This is a genomic window from Pseudomonas sp. B21-047 (assembly GCF_024748775.1).
Lineage (GTDB): Bacteria > Pseudomonadota > Gammaproteobacteria > Pseudomonadales > Pseudomonadaceae > Aquipseudomonas > Aquipseudomonas capeferrum.
Map to the genome: position 1 here is coordinate 1427139 of NZ_CP087169.1, position 18987 is coordinate 1446125.

Below are 18987 nucleotides of genomic sequence, written 5' to 3' on the forward strand. Positions count from 1 at the left end.
AAACCCACATTGTCTGGAATGTGGCGATGGGCGTCTGTTTCGCCCGAATCTACAGGAATTAAAATGAGCGAAAGCTTTGCAGAACTCTTTGAAGAAAGCCTGAAAACCCTCAATCTTCAGCCGGGTGCGATCATCACCGGTATCGTTGTCGACATCGACGGCGACTGGGTTACCGTACACGCTGGCCTGAAGTCCGAGGGCGTCATCCCGCTCGAGCAGTTCTACAACGAAGCTGGCGAGCTGACCATCAAGGTCGGTGACGAAGTTCACGTTGCGCTGGACGCGGTCGAAGACGGCTTTGGCGAAACCAAACTGTCCCGTGAAAAAGCCAAGCGCGCCGAGTGCTGGATTGTTCTGGAAGCAGCTTTCGCCGCCGAAGAAGTGGTCAAGGGCGTTATCAACGGTAAGGTTAAGGGCGGCTTCACTGTCGACGTTAACGGCATCCGTGCGTTCCTGCCGGGCTCCCTGGTTGATGTCCGCCCTGTGCGCGACACCACCCACCTGGAAGGCAAAGAGCTGGAATTCAAGGTCATCAAGCTGGACCAGAAGCGCAACAACGTTGTCGTTTCCCGTCGCAGCGTGCTGGAAGCCGAGAACAGCGCCGAGCGCGAAGCCCTGCTGGAGACCCTGCAGGAAGGCCAACAAGTCAAAGGTATCGTCAAGAACCTCACCGACTACGGCGCCTTCGTGGACCTGGGCGGTATCGACGGCCTGCTGCACATCACCGACATGGCCTGGAAGCGCATCAAGCATCCTTCCGAAATCGTTAACGTTGGCGACGAAGTCGACGTTCGCGTTCTGAAGTTCGACCGTGAGCGCAATCGCGTTTCGCTGGGTCTGAAGCAGATGGGCGAAGATCCGTGGGTTGCTATCACTGCCCGCTACCCAGAAGGTACTCGCGTACAAGCTCGCGTTACCAACCTGACTGACTACGGCTGCTTCGCTGAGCTGGAAGAAGGCGTTGAAGGTCTGGTACACGTTTCCGAAATGGACTGGACCAACAAGAACATCCACCCGTCGAAAGTCGTTCAGGTTGGCGACGAAGTGGAAGTCATGGTTCTGGACATCGACGAAGAGCGTCGTCGTATCTCCCTGGGCATCAAACAGTGCAAGTCCAACCCATGGGAAGACTTCTCCGGCCAGTTCAACAAGGGTGACAAGATCACCGGTACCATCAAGTCGATCACCGACTTCGGTATCTTCATTGGTCTGGACGGCGGCATCGACGGCCTGGTTCACCTGTCCGACATCTCCTGGAACGAAACCGGCGAAGAAGCCGTACGTCGTTTCAAGAAGGGCGACGAGCTGGAAACCGTCATCCTGTCGGTCGACCCAGAGCGCGAACGCATCTCCCTGGGCATCAAGCAGCTGGAAGACGATCCGTTCTCCAACTTCGTTGCTGTCAATGACAAGGGCGCTATCGTCAAGGGCATCGTGAAAGAAGTTGACGCCAAAGGCGCCATCGTCACCCTGGCCGACGACATCGAAGCCACTCTGAAAGCTTCCGAAATCAGCCGTGACCGCGTTGAAGACGCGCGTAACGTTCTGAAAGAAGGCGAAGAGATCGAAGCCAAGATCATCAGCGTTGACCGCAAGTCCCGCGTTATCAGCCTGTCGATCAAATCGAAAGACGACGCTGAAGAGCGTGAAGCCATCCAGAGCCTGAAAAACGCTCCGGAAGCGGCTGCCGACACCACCATGGCTGCGCTGCTGCGCGAAGCAATGGCCAAGCAGAACTAAGTTCTGTTTGATCGGTAGAAAGGGCGACCCTCGGGTCGCCCTTTTTTTATGCCTGTTTTTTCCAGGTACAGACTGCCCCTGTAGCAGCGTGATTAGCCCATTCTTGTATAACTTCAATCTTGAATTTTTTTATTAAGTCAAGAACCACCCTGTTCAAATCCTTCCCGGCGTGCTACAAACTGGTTAAGCAATGATCTAGCTGCTTGATAACGAAGGGAAAAATATGACGAAGTCGGAGCTGATCGAACGTATTGTCACCCATCAGGGGCTGCTCTCCTCGAAGGATGTGGAGCTAGCCATCAAGACCATGCTTGAGCAGATGTCACAATGCCTGGCCACAGGCGATCGCATCGAGATTCGCGGATTCGGCAGCTTCTCGCTGCACTATCGTGCGCCCCGTGTCGGCCGCAACCCCAAGACCGGCCAGTCGGTCAGCCTCGAAGGCAAATTTGTGCCGCACTTCAAGCCCGGCAAAGAGCTGCGTGATCGGGTCAATGAAGAAGACGAGGCTGAAGCCTGATCAACCAAGGAGCAATCTGATGCGGAACCTCAAGCGCGCCCTCGCGGCGGTGTTCGTGCTGTTGTTGGCGGCTGTGGTGCTGTTCTTCGTGCTGGAGAATCAGCAGGCGGTCTCGCTGGTCCTGTTCGGCTGGGCGGCACCGGCCGTGCCGGTTGCGGTGCTGGTGCTGGCGGCCCTTGTCATTGGTTTGGCGGTTGGGCCATTGCTGGGCGCCTACGGCGTACAGCGCAGCAAGCGCAAGATTCGCGCTTCTGCCCGTGAGGCGGCGCTAAGCGGTAACTAAGGAAATCTCTTACGCATACTTGGGGCGTTTCCTCTATGCCTGAAACGGCTGTCGTGAAGTAATAGCGGACTTCATTGTCGGCCCAGGCGAGTACGCGGCAGCATGGAATTCCCCGTCCTTTCTCATCATGGCGGCACCCGAGGTGTCACCGGGTCTTGTCACCAGCTTCACCTTGATCACAGTGTCAGCCTGCTGATCGATTGTGGTCTGGAGCAAGGTGCCGATGCATCGCCGGGCGCAGAGTCCGCACCCCTTGGTTTCGACGTGGGTAGCGTTCAGGCGCTGATCCTCACCCACGTGCACATCGACCATGTTGGCCGTATTCCGGCGCTACTGGCAGCCGGCTACCGAGGCCCCATTCTCTGTAGCGAACCTTCTGCAAAGCTTCTTCCGCTGGTATTGGAGGATGCGTACAAATTGAGCATCAGTCGTGAACCGGTACACGTGGCACATTATCTCGACATCCTCGATGAGCTGATCATATCGGTGCCGTTCGGGCATTGGCATGATGTTGCCGTTCGCGCTGGTGTCGAATGCCGCATCCGCTTGCAGCGTGCTGGCCACCTGCTGGGCTCTGCCTATGTAGAGTGCGATGTGCGCTTGGTTGAGGGTGATAGTCGTTGGGTGTTCTCGGGGGATCTGGGCAGCGGTCGTAATCCCATGTTGCGCCCTGTGCAGCCGCCAGAACGTGCCGACGTGCTCGTACTCGAAAGCACCTATGGTGACCGTCTGCACCCGCAGCGCAGCAATCGCCGGCGCCAGTTGGAAGCCGCCATCGATCATGCGCTGGCAGACCGCGGAACCCTGCTTATCCCCGCATTCAGTCTCGGCCGGACCCAGGAATTGCTGTACGAAATCGAGGACATCCTGCATCACAAGTCATTGCTGTCTGATACGGCAGCATCCGCGCGTGATGGCCTCGATTGGTCACAGTTGCCCGTCATTCTCGACTCGCCCCTGGCGCAGCGCATCACCATTGCCTACCGTGAACTGCACGATTACTGGAGCGCCGAGGCCAGGGGGCGAGTGGGTGAGGGGCGCAATCCGCTGGGGTTCGACCAACTCGTTGCCGTTGATACCCATGCCCGGCACCAACAGGTGGTCAATTACCTCAAAAGTACGGGCCGTCCAGCGATCGTGCTTGCGGGTAATGGCATGTGCTCGGGCGGCCGTATCGTCAACTACCTGAAGGCGATGCTGGAAGACCCGCGGCATGAGGTGCTTTTTGTAGGCTATCAAGCAAAAGGCACGCCTGGCGCCGCCATACAGGCAAGCGAAGGCAAACAGGGCTTGGTGCAGATTGATCTGGACGGGCAGCGGTATGAGATACGTGCGAAGGTGATGACCGTCGAAGGCTACTCGGGGCATGCCGACCAGGCGGGGCTGGTGCGGTTCGCTTCGCAAGGCGCGCAGCCGGCCAGCCATGTGGTGCTGGTTCACGGTGAGCAGGCGGCAAAAAAAACCTTGGGCAAGGCTATTGAAGCGCAATTCAAACAGCAGGGATATATGGTAACGGTCAGCGTTCCTTGAGCGGCCGATCCATGCAGAGGCAGGTTGGCAATTTCGCCAAATGGGGATCTATCTCCACGCTATGCGATGAAATGCTACGTACTATCCGATGGATGGCGGCTTTTTTTCGCGTGTGTGTGGAACTTGCAATCGCAAATGAGAGACTTACCGTGGGTGTTGCGCCAAGGGGTTGAAGCCGCTGGCGCAGGGTAGTAGCTTGATGGCCGTGTGTTGGCATGGGTTGCAGCAAAACATTAGCAAGCTACAGTTTATTAATTGATGGCCAAAGGATGGCGATCCTTGGGTAACTACAATAACATGCGTCAACATCGGGAAGTGGCTAGGGCAATAGTAGTGGGTTGCTTGTCTTCTGGTATTCCGGCGGTCGTGGAATGGCAGTGGATTAGTGGTGATGGCGCAATGACTGTATTCCGCAGGCCAGCGCTTGCCATCTGATAGCTTTCGCGCCCGCTACCGCGAGGGTTCAGGGCACTTCATGCAGCTCCGATACCGCCACGCCCAGAAGGATAAGTCAGTGTGACGCAAGCCCCTTTGAAAATTGCTGTGGTCAGCCAGTATTTCTACCCTGAGAACTTCATCATCAATGATATCGTTCGGGAGTTGAGTGCGCTGGGCGTGCATGTCGAAGTGTTCACGGGCAAACCTAACTATCCAGGTGGAGAGGTTTTCCCAGGTTATACCGCCAATGATCCTGTCGAAGATCGCTTCGCCGACACGGTTACAGTTCACCGTGCGCCCCTGCGGCCGCGCAAGCACGGTGGCGCGAAAAACCTCATCCTTAATTACCTGTCGTTTGTTGCCAATGGTGTCAAGTATTTCAGACGCCACGCAAAGCGCAGCAAGTTCGATATCTATTTCGTCTTTGCGCCGTCACCGATCATTTCCGTCATCCCTGCCCTCGCCATGAAACGCGTACACCGCGCGCCGGTTTTTCTGTGGGTTCAGGATCTGTGGCCAGAAAGCCTGGAAGCTACCGGCTTCGTGCGTAACAGGTTCCTGCTGTCCATTGTCGGGCTGCTGGTGCGCGGGCTGTACTGGGCGGTCGATGTGTTATTAGTGCAGTCGCGGGCGTTCATCGAGCCGGTCAAGCGCTATGCGCGGGCAGACAAGATCAACTATTACCCCAATTCTTACCTGCAGCAAGACGAGTCTGGCGAAGTCAGCCCCTTGCCCGAATCGCTGACGGCGCTGCTGCGAGCGCATTTCTGCGTCGTCTTTGCCGGCAACCTGGGCAGTGCCCAGGGGTTGTCAACCGTCATCGAAGCCGCACGTACCCTGCAGGCCGAGCAGTCGCAAGCCAGAATCGTGATGGTAGGCACGGGTAGCAAGGCCGTATGGCTGAGCGAAGAAAAACACAAGTGGGGGCTGGATAATCTGATCATCACCGGGGCCTACCCGCGGTCGGCAATGGCGGAGCTCTTCGCGCTCAGTTCGGCGTTGCTGGTTACACTCAAGCGTGATGAGATTTTCAGTTTTACAATTCCAAGCAAGGTGCAGGCTTATCTGGCAGCCGGCCGGCCGATCATTGGTTGCCTGGACGGTGAGGGTGCCCGCGTGATCAACGACGCTGGCGCCGGTATAACCTGCCCGGCGCAAGACGGTGCCGGGCTCGCAGCCTGCATACAGTCGATGCAGACGATGCCCATGGAGCGGCGCGAGCAGATGGGCGCCAAGGCACGTGCCTACTTCTTGAAACATTTCGAACTCAGGGCGCAGTGCAAGACACTGGTGCGAATGTTCGAACAACGGATTGAACAGGACAAGACGACGCGATGAACATATTGGTATTGGGTGTCTCGGGCATGTTGGGGAGCGCCGTCTTCCGGTATTTCTCGGCGAATTCGCAACATCGTGTATTGGGCACCCTGCGGTCCTCGTCCGCGCTCAGGTATTTCACGCCGCAACAGTCAGAGTGCCTGTTGACCGGGGTCGACGTGCTCGATGCCGACGCGCTGATGGCGGCGTTTGCCAAAGCGCGCCCCGACGTGGTGATCAACTGCGTGGGCCTGATCAAGCAACTGGCCGATGCCAAGGACCCGCTGACCGCCTTGCCCATCAACGCCATGCTGCCTCATCGGCTGGCAACCTTGTGCCGGGTAGCGGGCGCGCGCCTGATCCATGTCAGCACCGACTGTGTGTTTTCAGGTACCAAGGGCATGTACCGTGAGCAGGATGAGTCTGATTGCACCGACCTGTACGGTAAATCCAAGTTCATCGGCGAACTGCATGACCTGGACGATGCGGTGACGCTGCGCACTTCGATTATCGGCCATGAGTTGCAGAGCAACGCCTCGCTGGTTGACTGGTTCCTGTCCCAGCAAGGCAGTGTCAAAGGTTTCAACAAAGCGATCTTCTCTGGGCTGCCGACTGCCGAGCTGGCCCGGGTCATGCTGGAGTACGTGATTCCAAACCCCACCTTGAAGGGGCTTTATCACGTCTCGGCCGAGCCTATCGACAAATATGAGCTGCTCAAGCAAGTGGCTCAGGTATACGGCAAGGACATCCAGATCGTGCCGGATGACAAGCTGGTCATCGACCGCTCGCTGGACTCCTCGCGCTTTCGCGCCGATGCCGGCTACCAGCCGCCAACCTGGCCGGCGCTCATAGAATTCATGCACGCACAGCGTCAATAACGTATTACAAGGAGCGCACACGTGTTCGATAACAAAATTCTAATGATCACCGGTGGTACCGGCTCTTTCGGCAATACGGTACTCAAGCGTTTTTTAAACACCAGGGTCAAGGAAATCCGCGTCTTCAGCCGTGACGAGAAGAAGCAGGAAGACATGCGTATCGCCCTGGGTAATGACAAGGTGAAGTTCTACATCGGCGACGTGCGCGACTATCAAAGTGTTGCCGAGGCGATGGTCGGGGTCGACTACATCTTCCATGCTGCAGCGCTCAAGCAAGTACCGTCCTGCGAGTTCTACCCCATGGAAGCGGTCAAGACCAATGTCATCGGCACCGAGAACGTGTTGAACGCGGCCATTGCCAACGGCGTGAAGCGCGTGGTGGTACTCAGTACCGACAAGGCGGTGTACCCGATCAATGCAATGGGCATTTCCAAGGCCATGGCCGAAAAGCTCATGGTCGCCAAGTCGCGGATGATCCCTCAGCAAGGCCCGGTGATTTGTGCGACCCGTTACGGCAACGTGATGGCTTCGCGTGGCTCGGTGATACCGCTGTTCGTCGACCAGCTCAAGGCCGGTAACGAGCTGACGGTGACCGACCCGAACATGACGCGCTTCCTCATGTCGCTGGAAGACTCCGTCGACCTGGTGCTGCACGCATTCGAAAATGCCGAGCAGGGCGATATCTTCGTGCAGAAAGCGCCAGCGTCGACCGTCGCAGACCTGGCAGAAGCACTCAAGCAGCTGTTCAAGCGGGAAAACCCGGTAAAAGTGATCGGCACCCGCCATGGCGAGAAGCTCTATGAGTCGCTGATTTCCAGAGAAGAGATGGCCAAGGCCGATGACATGGGCCGTTACTACCGTATCCCTGCCGATAACCGCGACCTGAACTACAAGAAGTACTTTGTCGAAGGCGAGCAGCATATCTCCGAGCTGGATGACTACACCTCTCACAATACCGAGCGGCTTGATATCGAGGGCATCAAGGCCCTGCTGCTGAAACTCGACTACATCCAGGAAGAACTCAATGCTTAAGGTCATGACCCTGGTCGGTACTCGGCCCGAACTGATCAAGATGAGCCGCGTCATCGCTGAACTCGATGAGCAGGCTAACCACATCCTGGTGCACTCCGGGCAGAACTACGATTACGAGCTCAACCAGGTGTTCTTCGACGACCTGGGTATTCGCAAGCCGGACCACTTCCTGGGCGCCGTGGGTACGACGGCGGCCGGTACGATCGCCGAAGTGATTGCCAAGTCGGATGAAATCTTCGAGCTGGAAAAGCCCGATGCGCTGCTGCTTTACGGCGATACCAATACCTGCCTGGCGGTGATCGCCGCCAAGCGTCGCAAGATTCCTGTTTTCCATATGGAAGCGGGTAACCGCTGTTTCGATCAGCGCGTGCCGGAGGAGCTCAACCGCAAGGTACTCGACCACCTCAGCGACATCAACATGGTACTGACCGAGCATGCCCGGCGTTACCTGTTGGATGAAGGTATTCGCCCGGAAACCATCATCAAGACCGGCTCGCACATGCAGGAAGTGCTCGACTACTACCGGCCGCGAATCGATGCCTCGACGGTGCTGGAGCGTGAGGCGCTGGAGGAGGGCAAGTACTTCATCGTCAGCACGCACCGTGAAGAGAACGTCGATACGCCGCAGAACTTGCGCGACCTGCTTGCCTCGTTGCGCGCGCTTGCCGATGCCTATGGCCATCCGATCATCGTCTCGACCCACCCACGCACCCGCAAACGCCTCGAAGACCTGGGTGAGAGCCTCGATCACCCGCTGATCCGCTTCGTCAAACCTTACGGCCTGCTGGACTACATCCGCCTGCAAATGGGTGCGTTGTGCGTGCTCTCCGACAGCGGGACCATTACCGAAGAGGCTTCGCTGCTCAATCTTCCAGCAGTGACCATTCGTAATGCCCATGAGCGGCCCGAAGGCATGGACGAAGGTACGCTGATTATGTGCGGCCTCACGCCGGATCGCGTACTGGATGCCGTTCGCGTGGTGATCAGCCAGCATGACCGCACCCATCGGGTGATACCGGTGGTGCAGGACTACCTCGGCGGCCCGGTGTCCAAGCAGGTCGTGCGTATCGTCTACAGCTACACGGACTACATCAACCGCACGGTCTGGTCCAAGTAAAGCACCTCGCCAAGGCTGCCCGTCGGTTGATCTCGGGCAGCCCTGCATCTCTACCGTGCCCAGCACCGGCATGCCCCGGCGTGCCGCCCACCGACCCCAGCAATGCCTGCCCCTCTGTTACGCGAGGCCCGGTGGTGCGACCGAGTGGGGCAAAGGCGACTGCCGAAACAGGCCGCATGGAGGATTGAACAGCACATGAACAAGCTGGTGGTTATTGGGGGAAGCGGCTTTGTCGGCCGGCACTTCCTGGATTTATGCAGTGCACTTCGTGACACCGAAGTCGTCTATGCGATTCACCGTACCGAACCTGACTGGTTGCGCGCCGCCAACGTGCGCATCGAACGGTTCGATGTGAATGACCCCGAATCGCTGGCGGTCATCCTGGCGCCCGGTTGTACCGTGATCAACCTGCTAAGGCCAGATGGCAGCGGCTGGTTCGAACCTGCCATCGTCAATGTGCTGAAAGCCTGTGAGCAAGTGCCGGTGAAGCGCTATGTGCATGTATCCAGTATCGATGTCTTCGGCGCTGCCCCGGACCCGGTGGTCGATGCCGCTACCCCGATCCAGCCCCGAACCCCCTACGAGCGCGAGCATGCCGCTGCCGAGGCCTTGGTGCGGGCGGTGGCGGCCAGCCGTTTTGAAGTACTGGTGCTGCGCCTGGGGGCGGTGTTTGGCGATGGTGGGTTGAACATCGTGTCGTTCGTGCGTGAAGTTTCCAGTGCCCCGGCCTGGAAGCTGGGCTTGCGCCGGGTGCTGTACGGGCCGCGGCGTATGCACCTGGTCAGTGTCGAAAAGGTGGTGCAGACGTTGGTGTTCGTGGCGCAAGTGCCCGAGATACGTCAAGGCGAGGTGGTGCTGGTGACCGATGATGCGGCGGCCGAGAACAACTTCGGCTACCTGCAGGATGCCCTGCTGAAGGCATTCGGGCGGCCATCGATCAGCTACCTGCCGCATGTGCCCCAGGCCCTGTTACGGCTGCTGCTACGCCTGCGCAATGTCAGCAATGCCAACCCCATGCGACGGTTCAGCGAAGCCCGGCTTGCCGAATGGCGGCAGCCCCCGACGGCAGACTTCAAGCAACAACTGCACCGCTACATTGCAGTGCTCAAGGAGTCGGCATGAAGGTACTGCTGGTCAACATTTCACTCGATGCCAAGCTGGGCGGTGGCACGGCCGAGCGTACCCGCCACCTGGCCACCCATCTGGCAAAGGCGGGGAGCGGTTGTGCAGCCATCGCCATGACCGGCAACTCCTGGCAGCGCGAGTTCGATGAGCACGGCGTGCAAAGCTACATCACCGGCCGCATCGGCCAGCACTTTCCCATCCCGTTGCTTAACCCCTGGCGTGCCTGGCGCCTGGTGCGCAATGCCGATGTGCTGCACATCATGGGTTACTGGAACCTGCTGAGCGTGGCCATGGGCCTGCTCGCGCTGTTCGCAAGGCGCCCCTACGTTTTGTGCCCGGCAGGGGAATTCGCTTCGGTGGGGGCGCCATCAACGATCAAGAAAGCCTTCCACTTGAGCGTCGGGCGCTGGCTGATCAAAGGCGCCTCGGGCTTCATCGCGATTACCGACCTGGAGCAGGGCGTGATTGCGCAGGTAGCTGACGTCCCTCAGGCCAGTGTGCCGGTGATCGGCAATGCCGTGGCCGAGCCAGGCGAGCAGCAACAGGCACCCACCGTCGTTGTTCCCGACGAACCCTTCATTCTGTTCATGGGGCGGCTAGCCCCGGTCAAGGGGCCGGATTATCTGATTCAGGCCTACCTCGATACGCCGGCCGCGCAGCGGTACCCGCTGGTGATGGCCGGGCCGGATTTTGGCATGCAACAAGCTTTGCAGGCACAGGTGAGCGCGTCAGGGTTGGCCGAGCGGATCCACTTCATCGGTTTTCTGAATGAGGCGCAACGCACCCAGGTCTATCGCCAGGCGATGCTGCTGGTCATCCCGTCGCGCTCGGAAGCCATGTCGCTGGTTGCACTGGAGGCAGGCGTGGTCGGGCTGCCGGTACTGCTGACCGACACCTGCGGGTTCAACCAGGTCGAGGATGTACAGGGCGGTATGGTGGTTCCAGCCAGCGCTGACGGCATCGCTTCGGGGCTGCAACGGATGCTGGAAGATGAGGCTGAGCTCAAGGCCAAGGGCGCGCGGCTCAAAGCCTTCATCCTTGGGCATTACACCTGGTCGGCGACGGTTCAGGTCATGCTGCGTCGCTTCACCCAACTGCTGCGCAGTGGGTCGATGAAGGATTGAGGTGGCGCCGTGCCCGTAGCATGGGCTACGTGCACGGCGCCAGCGGCTTCAGGTAGCTGGCTGCTGGAGGTTCGATGCAGAAGACTTGCGGCGCCCGGCCAGCGTCGAGCTGCAGATGAACATGGTGAAGGCATAGGGCATCCAGACGATGGGCCGCTGGTAAATACTCAGTGCGAACAGCGCGAAGAACAGCAGCACCCACAACCGGCGCTTGGCATTATGCGTAATGGCCAAGGTCAGGCTGATCATGCTCAGGGCGAACAACAGCGCCCCTATCAGGCCGAAGTCCGTGAGCAATCGCGTGACAACCTGGGACACCCCGCCATACACCACGCTGGAGTCAGCGCCCATGCCGAACAGCAAGGTCTTGGTGTCAGCATCGAAATAGCGCGCCAACAGTTTGTCCATTTCCGGCAGCGACCGGTTATTGAGGTACTGAGTCTGGCGAAGGTGCTGCTCTGGCTGCTGGGTTGCCGGCACTTGCGGCGTTGTCGCAGCATCACTGGCTGACCCGTTGGCGGAGTCGGCGGCGGGTGAGAACAGTAGATCCCCACTCTGAGTTACTGCTTTTTCATCGGCTGCCTGCGCGGCTGCCTGCGCGACAGGTGGTGGCGGCGGTGCGCTGGGCTTGATGATGCCCAGCACCAGCAGGCCGAACAGGCCAAGCACGGCCAAGGGCAGCAACGTGATCGGTGAACGGGCCTGTACCAGGCGGAACAGGAAGCCCAGCGATGCCATGACGATAAATGCCAGCGAGAACGACAGTACGCCGCCGACGAAGATGATCAGAAACGGGAAGGGCTTTAGGCGGAACCGGTTGCCCGCCAACAGGAAGGCGGCGAGGGTGCCGACCATGCCAGGTTCATCGTACATCGCGCACAGCCGGTACAGTTCGCCTCCCCAGGGAAGCGACAGGTTGTTGCCCGACAACAGCAACGCGCCCGGGGCATGCAAGTAGTACCCGCCCGCTTCGGCCATTGTCGGGTTGAGCAGGGGCACGCGGTCCAGCGTAATGGGGATGTTGGCGATGGCACACAGGGATACAACGATGCCAGGGATCAGGCTGATAGCGAAGATCCAGCCAAACCACTGCAGCACCTTGCCGCGTCGCTGGTCGGAAAATACACACAATGCCATCAGCGTTGGGAGTACGAAATACCAGCGCGTGGTGGTGCCGTCGATCTTGGGTAGCATGCTGATATAGACCACGAACAGGCAGATCAGGATGAACCCTGGCAGCTCGCGCCGGCGTGGCCGATCACCGAGCAGGAATGCAGCGACGGCCAGGCAACCCGAGAGCAGCCCTGCAACCGCCATATGGCGCAACGAATACCAGAGAAAATACGGGTTCAGCGTCACCCACGCACACAGCGCAAAAAGCGGCGCTACGCATGCATCGAGGGACGGGGTCGCGCTGTAAGTCCTGATAGCTGCTGTCATCGTAGGGGATCTGCCTGATCACACCTGGGCATGCCGCTTGCTGGGTTCAGCAGCGGCATGTGCCTGGTCTGTAATAATGAGGGTTGACCTAACTGTGACAAAAGTTGAGCGAAAGTGTGCGCTACAAAACACGACGTTCGTCGGAATTTTCTTACAACTGCGACAGGGGCTAAGGGGTCGCTATGAGGGATGCCTGACCTGGCCGTGGCGCAATCACCAGGATGCGTGCCAGATATAACCCTGCGATGAAACCCAGCAGTTCGATCAGGAAGAAGAACTGCACGCGAGGGAAGTTGGTTTGCACCACCAGATACGCCAACGCTACGCCTATGGTGGCTTGGGTGAAGATATTGCCGACCAGCTGGCTGGCCAGCCGTTCGGCCAGGGTGCCGACCAGGAACAACAACGCCAGGCCCCCTGCCAACAACGCAAGATTACCGCTGTAGAGCAGGATGGCAATCGGGCCCGGAATGGTCATGAAGGTGAAGTTTTCGAAGGTCTGGTACTGCGCATCCGACATCCGCTGGTAAATTGCCTGGGTGCCGCTTTCCGGGCGCTCGGCGAGGCTGCGGACAAACAGCGGCCAGCCGGTGTCCTCGTGGCTGACGACCGCCAGTACGCCTTCCAGGCCTACCCAACGGTCCACCACCAGCTTGCTCAGTTCCATGAGCATGCCTTTCCAGCGTTCGCGCTTGATCTGTGCTGTTTCTTCGGGTGGCATCACGGGCAGCGGTACTGCCTGGGTGGCGATGCGCAACAACGGCATGGCGGGGGCGAGCATGGCCGTGACGGCTTGGGCGGCGTCGGCGGGGACCAGGGTCATGCCGCCGAGCGCGAGGTTCGGTTGGGCGCTGGTTTGGTTGGCAGCGCTGGCCAGTAGCTGGCTGCTGACGGCAACCGGTGCCCCGACCGGCCTGGCCTGGGCGAACGAATGCAGGCGATCGGCGGAAACCAGCAGCAGCGAGGCCACGAACAGCGCTGCGGTGACGGCCAGGATCCTGGCCCACTGGACCACGCGTAACGCCGTGACCAGCTCACGGCTGTGGGTAAGGTAGACCACGAACGGAGCCGCAACGTGGAGGATCATTTGCGCCCGGCTACCCATGGAAACCGCCGTTATCGCGCCTTCCAGAATGAGGATGTAGAACAGCACCTCCAGCTTCATCCTGCGTGCCTGCACCAGCCAGTAACCCAGGGTGGCCAGAAGGATCAGGTTGCCCCAGGCGATCATGAACGATACCAGCACATAAACGACGCTGGGCAGCTTGAGGGCGGGTTCGGTGCCTACCTTGAGAATGGCGTACTTGAAGTTGAGTGCCAGCAGCAGGCCAGTCAGCGCCAACGCCAGCCACAGGGCGGGTACCAGCAGTGCCCGGGGCTTGTCGACAGAGATGGCCGCCGGGGGCCGCTGGCGTGAGGCGATGGTTTGGCAGACCAGCAGTGTGGCGAAGGTGATGTTCAGCGCCATCAGCGCGGCGTCCCACAACTGCGGTGAGTCGTCGAAGGCGCCTATCGGTTCGATGAACTGGGTATCCAGGATGAAGTGCAGCACCAGCTTTGCCCAGCAGCCAAGGATCAGAAAGGCCAGCAGGAAGAACGAAAAGAAGCTGGTGCGGTTGTTCAGCACGCTGCGCACCAGCAGCGCTGCCAGCGCGCCATTGAGCAACAGCGGCAGCAGCGAGGCTGGATAATTCAAGGCTGCCGCGACCGTGGCGATGGCCACGACCATCATCGCCGTGACTTGCAGGTAGCGATTGCCCAGCAAGTGCCCTTGGACAGCTTGAATCATTGACGCACCCCGGTGTTGCTGTTCAGTTGAGTGTTGCGCTGACGCTGCCCTGGCCAAGGTTCAGGCTTTGGATTTAGGCCTGACGATAGTCAATACATAGCTGACCATCTTGCGCGACAGGAGCGAAGAAGGGTCGAGCAGGGCCGCCTTGCCCATGCGCGCCAGGAACAGCGTATAGCGGCCAGAGAAGCCGTGCATGAAGCCAGACAGCATCAGGGCATTGGCCAGCGCCTTGCGCTTCCAGCCCAGGATGGAGGGCGACAGCCCGCGCGTCTGGTACAGGCTGTTGATTACCCGCAGCGGCTCGTCGGAGCGTTCGGCGTTGCAAGGGTTGTAAGTGGTCGAGCCGGAATGGATGCGAAAATCTGCAAGCGGTGTCGGCACGCGGGTAAAAGGCCCGTGTTGGCAAAGACGCAGGAAGAAGTCCATGTCGGGGATGTTGCGCAGGCCAGTGTTCCAGCCGCCCACTTGCTCCCATACCGAACGGCGGAACAACGCCCCCGGCCCAGGCAGGCACTGGAAGTTGGCGATCAGCAGGCGCTCTTCATAATCAGGGGTGTGCACGGTGCGTACAGGTTTGGAGTCTTCGTCTATGACGCAGAAGTCCGGGTAGGCCAGCACCGCCTCGGGCGCTTTGGCCATGGCGGCGACAATGGCCTCGACCGCGCCCGGATGCAGCCGATCATCAGCGCTGAGGTAGCCCAGCAGCTCACCGCTGCTCTGTTGCCAGCCAAAGTTCATCGCTGCGCTCTGCCCGGCGTTGGCCTGCCGATAACGAATGAAATTGCCCGGGTGCTGCTCGAGCAGGGCAGGGGTCTCGTCGCTCGAACCGTCGTCGACGACGATCAGCTCGACATGCGGATAGGTCTGCGCAAGCACACTGTCGATCGCATCCAGCACATAACGCCCAGTATTGTAGGTAGGAATGACGATCGAAACCTTGGGCTGTATGTTACTGGCGACCATGAGAGACCTTTCGACGGTAATAAAGGCGCACGAAGCGGCGCAATGAAGTGTAATCCGCAGTGGTGTTCAGATTGAATATCCGCTTGACGCAATAGATTTGCGCCAGTGACTGGCAGACCCCGCCGAGGCTGTATACCACGGCTAATCCGATGATTCCATACAGCCACATCGCCAGTAGCCCGGCGGCGATCATGCACGCGCCACTGACTACCGAAATGCGCATGGCGACATGTTGCTTCTGCAGCATCATCAGTACGAATCCGGCAGTGCCTGCGTAGGTCTGCGCCAGTTGCGACATGCCCAATATGGCGAAAATATAGTAAGCATCGGCATAGTCGCTGGACCATACGTGGGTCAGCAAGAACTGGCCGCACGCAATGAACAGCAGATAACCCACCAGGCCGAGCAGCGTCGCAGCGCCGGCACCGACCCCCAGCACGCGTTGCAGGTAGCGCTTCTTGCCACGCACCCAGATGCGCCCGATCGATGGTGCTACCACGGTGTTGATCACTGCCAGCGGTATCAGTACCAGCGCCGCCAGGCGCGTGGCCAGGCCATAGATGGCCAGCCCTTCGGCATCGCCAAACCAGGCGATGATCCACAAGTCGGCCTGCGACATCACGAACAGCACCACGGTGGTGGTGAGGTTGGGACGGGTTTCCCGTAGCAGGGTGGCATAACCGATGTCTGTCGCGGGCTTGCTGGCGGCTTGCGCCCGATACCAGCGCCTGAGGCTGTAGGCACCCAGCAGCGCGGTACAACTGGCCCCCACTGCGCCCGCCAGGACCAGCATGTCGAGGTTGAGTTGCAGTTCGCCCCGCCAGGCAAGGATGACGGTCGCCGCACTGGCCACACTAGCCCCGGTGGTGAGGAAGCTGGCCTGTACGAAATGGCCAAGCGCCCGGTGCTGCTCGGACAGGATGGTGGTCATCGCGGCCAGGACCATGCTGATCGAGACCAGGGGGGCAATGGCGTGAAGCAGACGCAGCAAGTCGGCGCCTTCATAGCGCGAAAACACCTGCATGAAGAGGTTGAAGCCGATCGCCAGTGCCAGGGTGGAGAGTACGGCAATCAGCAGTGTACGGCGGATTACCTGCTTCACCTGCCCGCTATCGCGGTGCCCTTGGGCTGCGGAAATACAGGCTGGTGCGGTGATGCTCAAGCCCAGTTGCCCCACGGTGGCGAGGGCAGCGATCAGCGATTGGGCCAGAAAAAACACGCCTACCGAAGCCTGCGGCATGGTCAGCGGAATGATGATGCCGGTCAGGGCTCCCGCCCCAAGAAGCAGAAAACGGCCAAATATAGCGGCAATACTCGCGGCAATCGGGGAGGAGAGCGCGTTGGTGACTTTCCCTTTGGACATGAGTTCTTATTGGCACTTGAATGGGAGCAGGGATTCTGTTTTGTTTTGCAAACCCTGTCCATGGTCTGCAAGCAGCGAGCTTAGGGCACTTTGATATCGATTAGCCGATTTGTAGTTTTCTTTCAGATTCTTTAGGGTCGTGTGCATTGAGTCAGTTTGATGACGCGCAATAGGCTATTGTGTCGTCGTTCAAGGCTGGTTTTTGTCGGAAATTTCATCGCGTGATGCAGATGCCTTCCGTTGTCATGCGATCTATCCGATAGTAATAGCCAATAAACCAAAAAAAGCGATCAGGTGAGAATGAGAGTACTTTTGACTGGCGCGTCCGGCTTTGTGGGCGCAGCGGTGCTGCAGGCGCTCAGTCGCAACGCAAATGTCGAAACCGTCGTACCTTTGCGTTCACCCCTGCGCCATGTGCCTGCCGGGGTCATCACTTACCCCATTGGCGATCTCACAGACGACCAGACAGCCGAATTGCAGGCGCACAAGCCCGAGGTTGTCGTGCATTGCGCATCGCGGGTGCATGTCATGTCGGATACCGCCGTCGATCCGTTGGCCGAATTTCGCCGGATCAACGTCAACGGCACCCTGGCGTTAGCCCGTGCGGCGAGTGCTGCTGGTGCCCGACGTTTCGTCTTCGTCAGTTCGATCAAGGTCAATGGCGAGCAGACCGAACCCGGCAAGGCGTACACCGCAGACGACCTGCCACGCCCGGTCGACCCATATGGCGTCTCCAAGCACGAGGCAGAGCAGGGCTTGCTGGCGCTCGGCGCACAGACCGGCATGCAGATCGTCATCATTCGCCCTGTGCTGGTGTATGGCCCGGGCGTGAAGGCCAATTTCCTCAGCATGATGCGCTGGCTCGACCGTGGTGTGCCCTTGCCCTTTGGTGCCATCCACAACCGCCGCAGCCTGGTGGCGCTGGGCAACCTGGTCGACCTGGTGCTGACCTGCATCGACCACCCGGCAGCCGCTGACCAAGTGTTTCTGGTGAGCGACGGCGAAGACCTGTCCACCACCCAACTGCTCGGGCGCATGGCCCACGCGTTGTGCAAGCCGGCACGTTTGCTGCCGGTGCCGGCCTGGGTGCTGAGCAGCGCTGCCAAAGCGTTGGGCAAGGCCGCGTTGTCGCAGCGCCTGTGTGGCTCATTGCAGGTGGACATCGGCAAGACCCGCGAATTACTCGGTTGGCAACCACCTGTGAGCGTGGATGCGGCACTTCTGGCAACTGCCAGGCACTATCAGGAAAACGACAAGAAATGATGCTTTTGTGGTCTCTGCCCGCTGTACTGGTGCTGTCCTTGTTGATGACCGCAGGCCTGCGCCGCTACGCCTTGGCACGCAGCGTCATCGACGTGCCCAATGCCCGCAGCTCGCATACCGTACCGACGCCCCGTGGCGGTGGTGTCGCCATTGTCCTGACCTTCCTGCTGGCCATCGTCGGGCTCATGCTGACCGGCGCCGAGGGCATCCACTCGCTCGTCGCGCTGGGTGGTGGGGGTGCCCTGATCGCGATCATCGGCTTCATGGATGACCACGGCCACATTGCCGCACGCTGGCGCCTGCTCGGGCATTTCGTCGCCGCAACCTGGATGCTGGCGTGGATGGGCGGGTTGCCACCGCTGACACTGTTCGGCTGGGTGCTGGACCTGGGGTGGCTGGGGGGTGTGCTCGCTGCCGTATACCTGGTCTGGTTGCTCAACCTCTACAATTTCATGGACGGCATCGACGGCATCGCCAGTATCGAGGCCATTACCGTGTGCCTGGGCGCGGCGTCGCTATACTCTCTGACGGGCCTGGGCAGCCATGCCGTTCTGCCCTTGCTGCTGGCCGCTGCTGTCGCCGGGTTCCTGTTCTGGAACTTCCCCCCAGCAAAAATTTTCATGGGCGACGCAGGCAGCGGTTTCCTCGGTATCGTCCTCGGCGGCCTGTCGCTGCAAGCTGCCTGGGTTTCACCGCCGATGCTCTGGTGCTGGCTGATTCTGCTCGGCGTGTTCATTGTCGATGCGACCTACACCCTCGTCAGGCGCTTGTTGCGCGGCGACAAGGTCTATGAGGCTCATCGCAGCCATGCCTATCAGTTTGCTTCCAGGGAATTCGGCAAGCATCTGCCGGTCACACTCGCGGTTGCCGTGCTGAACCTGTGCTGGCTGCTGCCGATCGCGTTCTGTGTTGCAAAGCTTGGCCTGGATGGCGCCGTGGGCGTGGTGCTGGCCTATATCCCATTGATTGTGTTGGCGGTCCGCTTCCACGCAGGCGAATGTGAAGATTGACACTAAGGTAATGTGAGCAACTCGATGTCAGGGAATTTCTGGAAACGTTTCA

16 protein-coding genes are annotated in these 18987 nt (G+C 59.6%); 12 read left to right on the top strand and 4 right to left on the bottom strand.

Features of this window, described 5'->3' with window-relative positions:
- The first annotated feature begins 63 nt into the window (after positions 1-63).
- The 10 genes from rpsA to LOY26_RS06625 all read left to right on the top strand — a co-directional run bounded on the left by rpsA (position 64) and on the right by LOY26_RS06625 (position 11104).
- Entirely contained in the window at positions 64-1740 is a 1677-nt protein-coding gene (rpsA, locus tag LOY26_RS06580) for a 30S ribosomal protein S1 (protein WP_003252673.1), read from the top strand.
- 223 nt (positions 1741-1963) lie between these two features.
- The gene (gene ihfB, locus LOY26_RS06585) at positions 1964-2260 is read left to right on the top strand and encodes an integration host factor subunit beta (protein ID WP_003252675.1); all 297 of its coding nucleotides are present in this window, start codon (positions 1964-1966) and stop codon (positions 2258-2260) included.
- 19 nt (positions 2261-2279) lie between these two features.
- Positions 2280-2543, top strand: a complete 264-nt coding sequence (locus LOY26_RS06590; protein ID WP_033700693.1) for a lipopolysaccharide assembly protein LapA domain-containing protein — start codon at positions 2280-2282, stop codon at positions 2541-2543.
- A gap of 102 nt (positions 2544-2645) precedes the next feature.
- Positions 2646-4073 carry an MBL fold metallo-hydrolase RNA specificity domain-containing protein gene (locus LOY26_RS06595; protein ID WP_258714495.1) on the top strand — a complete coding sequence of 476 codons (1428 nt, stop codon included), beginning with the start codon at positions 2646-2648 and terminating at the stop codon, positions 4071-4073.
- Positions 4074-4589: 516 nt separating this feature from the next.
- The gene (locus tag LOY26_RS06600) at positions 4590-5849 is read left to right on the top strand and encodes a glycosyltransferase family 4 protein (RefSeq protein ID WP_258714496.1); all 1260 of its coding nucleotides are present in this window, start codon (positions 4590-4592) and stop codon (positions 5847-5849) included.
- Positions 5846-6706, top strand: coding sequence for an SDR family oxidoreductase (locus LOY26_RS06605; protein WP_186659305.1), 861 nt, complete (start codon positions 5846-5848; stop codon positions 6704-6706). The genes LOY26_RS06600 and LOY26_RS06605 overlap by 4 nt, the downstream gene beginning before the upstream one ends.
- 21 nt (positions 6707-6727) lie before the next feature.
- Entirely contained in the window at positions 6728-7738 is a 1011-nt protein-coding gene (locus LOY26_RS06610; protein ID WP_033700690.1) for a polysaccharide biosynthesis protein, read from the top strand.
- The gene (wecB, locus tag LOY26_RS06615; RefSeq protein ID WP_156310840.1) at positions 7731-8855 is read left to right on the top strand and encodes a non-hydrolyzing UDP-N-acetylglucosamine 2-epimerase; all 1125 of its coding nucleotides are present in this window, start codon (positions 7731-7733) and stop codon (positions 8853-8855) included. The genes LOY26_RS06610 and wecB overlap by 8 nt, the downstream gene beginning before the upstream one ends.
- A gap of 195 nt (positions 8856-9050) precedes the next feature.
- Positions 9051-9977, top strand: coding sequence for an NAD(P)-dependent oxidoreductase (locus LOY26_RS06620; RefSeq protein ID WP_186659307.1), 927 nt, complete (start codon positions 9051-9053; stop codon positions 9975-9977).
- Complete coding sequence (locus LOY26_RS06625) at positions 9974-11104, top strand: glycosyltransferase (RefSeq protein WP_162525098.1); 1131 nt, start codon at positions 9974-9976, stop codon at positions 11102-11104. Before LOY26_RS06620 ends, LOY26_RS06625 begins: the two co-directional genes overlap by 4 nt.
- A 48-nt stretch (positions 11105-11152) precedes the next feature.
- Here LOY26_RS06625 and LOY26_RS06630 read toward each other — a convergent pair whose 3' ends face one another.
- The 4 genes from LOY26_RS06630 to LOY26_RS06645 form a co-directional block, all read right to left on the bottom strand.
- The gene (locus tag LOY26_RS06630) at positions 11153-12463 is read right to left on the bottom strand and encodes a hypothetical protein (RefSeq protein WP_258714497.1); all 1311 of its coding nucleotides are present in this window, start codon (positions 12461-12463) and stop codon (positions 11153-11155) included.
- 250 nt (positions 12464-12713) lie between these two features.
- Complete coding sequence (locus LOY26_RS06635) at positions 12714-14333, bottom strand: hypothetical protein (protein WP_258714498.1); 1620 nt, start codon at positions 14331-14333, stop codon at positions 12714-12716.
- Between the two features lie 60 nt (positions 14334-14393).
- A complete protein-coding gene (locus LOY26_RS06640) occupies positions 14394-15299 on the bottom strand; it encodes a glycosyltransferase (protein ID WP_186659316.1) in 906 nt (301 codons plus the stop codon).
- Entirely contained in the window at positions 15286-16662 is a 1377-nt protein-coding gene (locus tag LOY26_RS06645) for a lipopolysaccharide biosynthesis protein (protein WP_186659318.1), read from the bottom strand. The genes LOY26_RS06640 and LOY26_RS06645 overlap by 14 nt, the downstream gene beginning before the upstream one ends.
- A gap of 300 nt (positions 16663-16962) precedes the next feature.
- Here LOY26_RS06645 and LOY26_RS06650 point away from each other — a divergent pair, with 300 nt between their 5' ends.
- Positions 16963-17925 carry an NAD-dependent epimerase/dehydratase family protein gene (locus LOY26_RS06650; RefSeq protein WP_408980756.1) on the top strand — a complete coding sequence of 321 codons (963 nt, stop codon included), beginning with the start codon at positions 16963-16965 and terminating at the stop codon, positions 17923-17925.
- Entirely contained in the window at positions 17922-18935 is a 1014-nt protein-coding gene (locus tag LOY26_RS06655) for a glycosyltransferase family 4 protein (protein ID WP_033700680.1), read from the top strand. The genes LOY26_RS06650 and LOY26_RS06655 overlap by 4 nt, the downstream gene beginning before the upstream one ends.
- Positions 18936-18987: the final 52 nt, after the last annotated feature.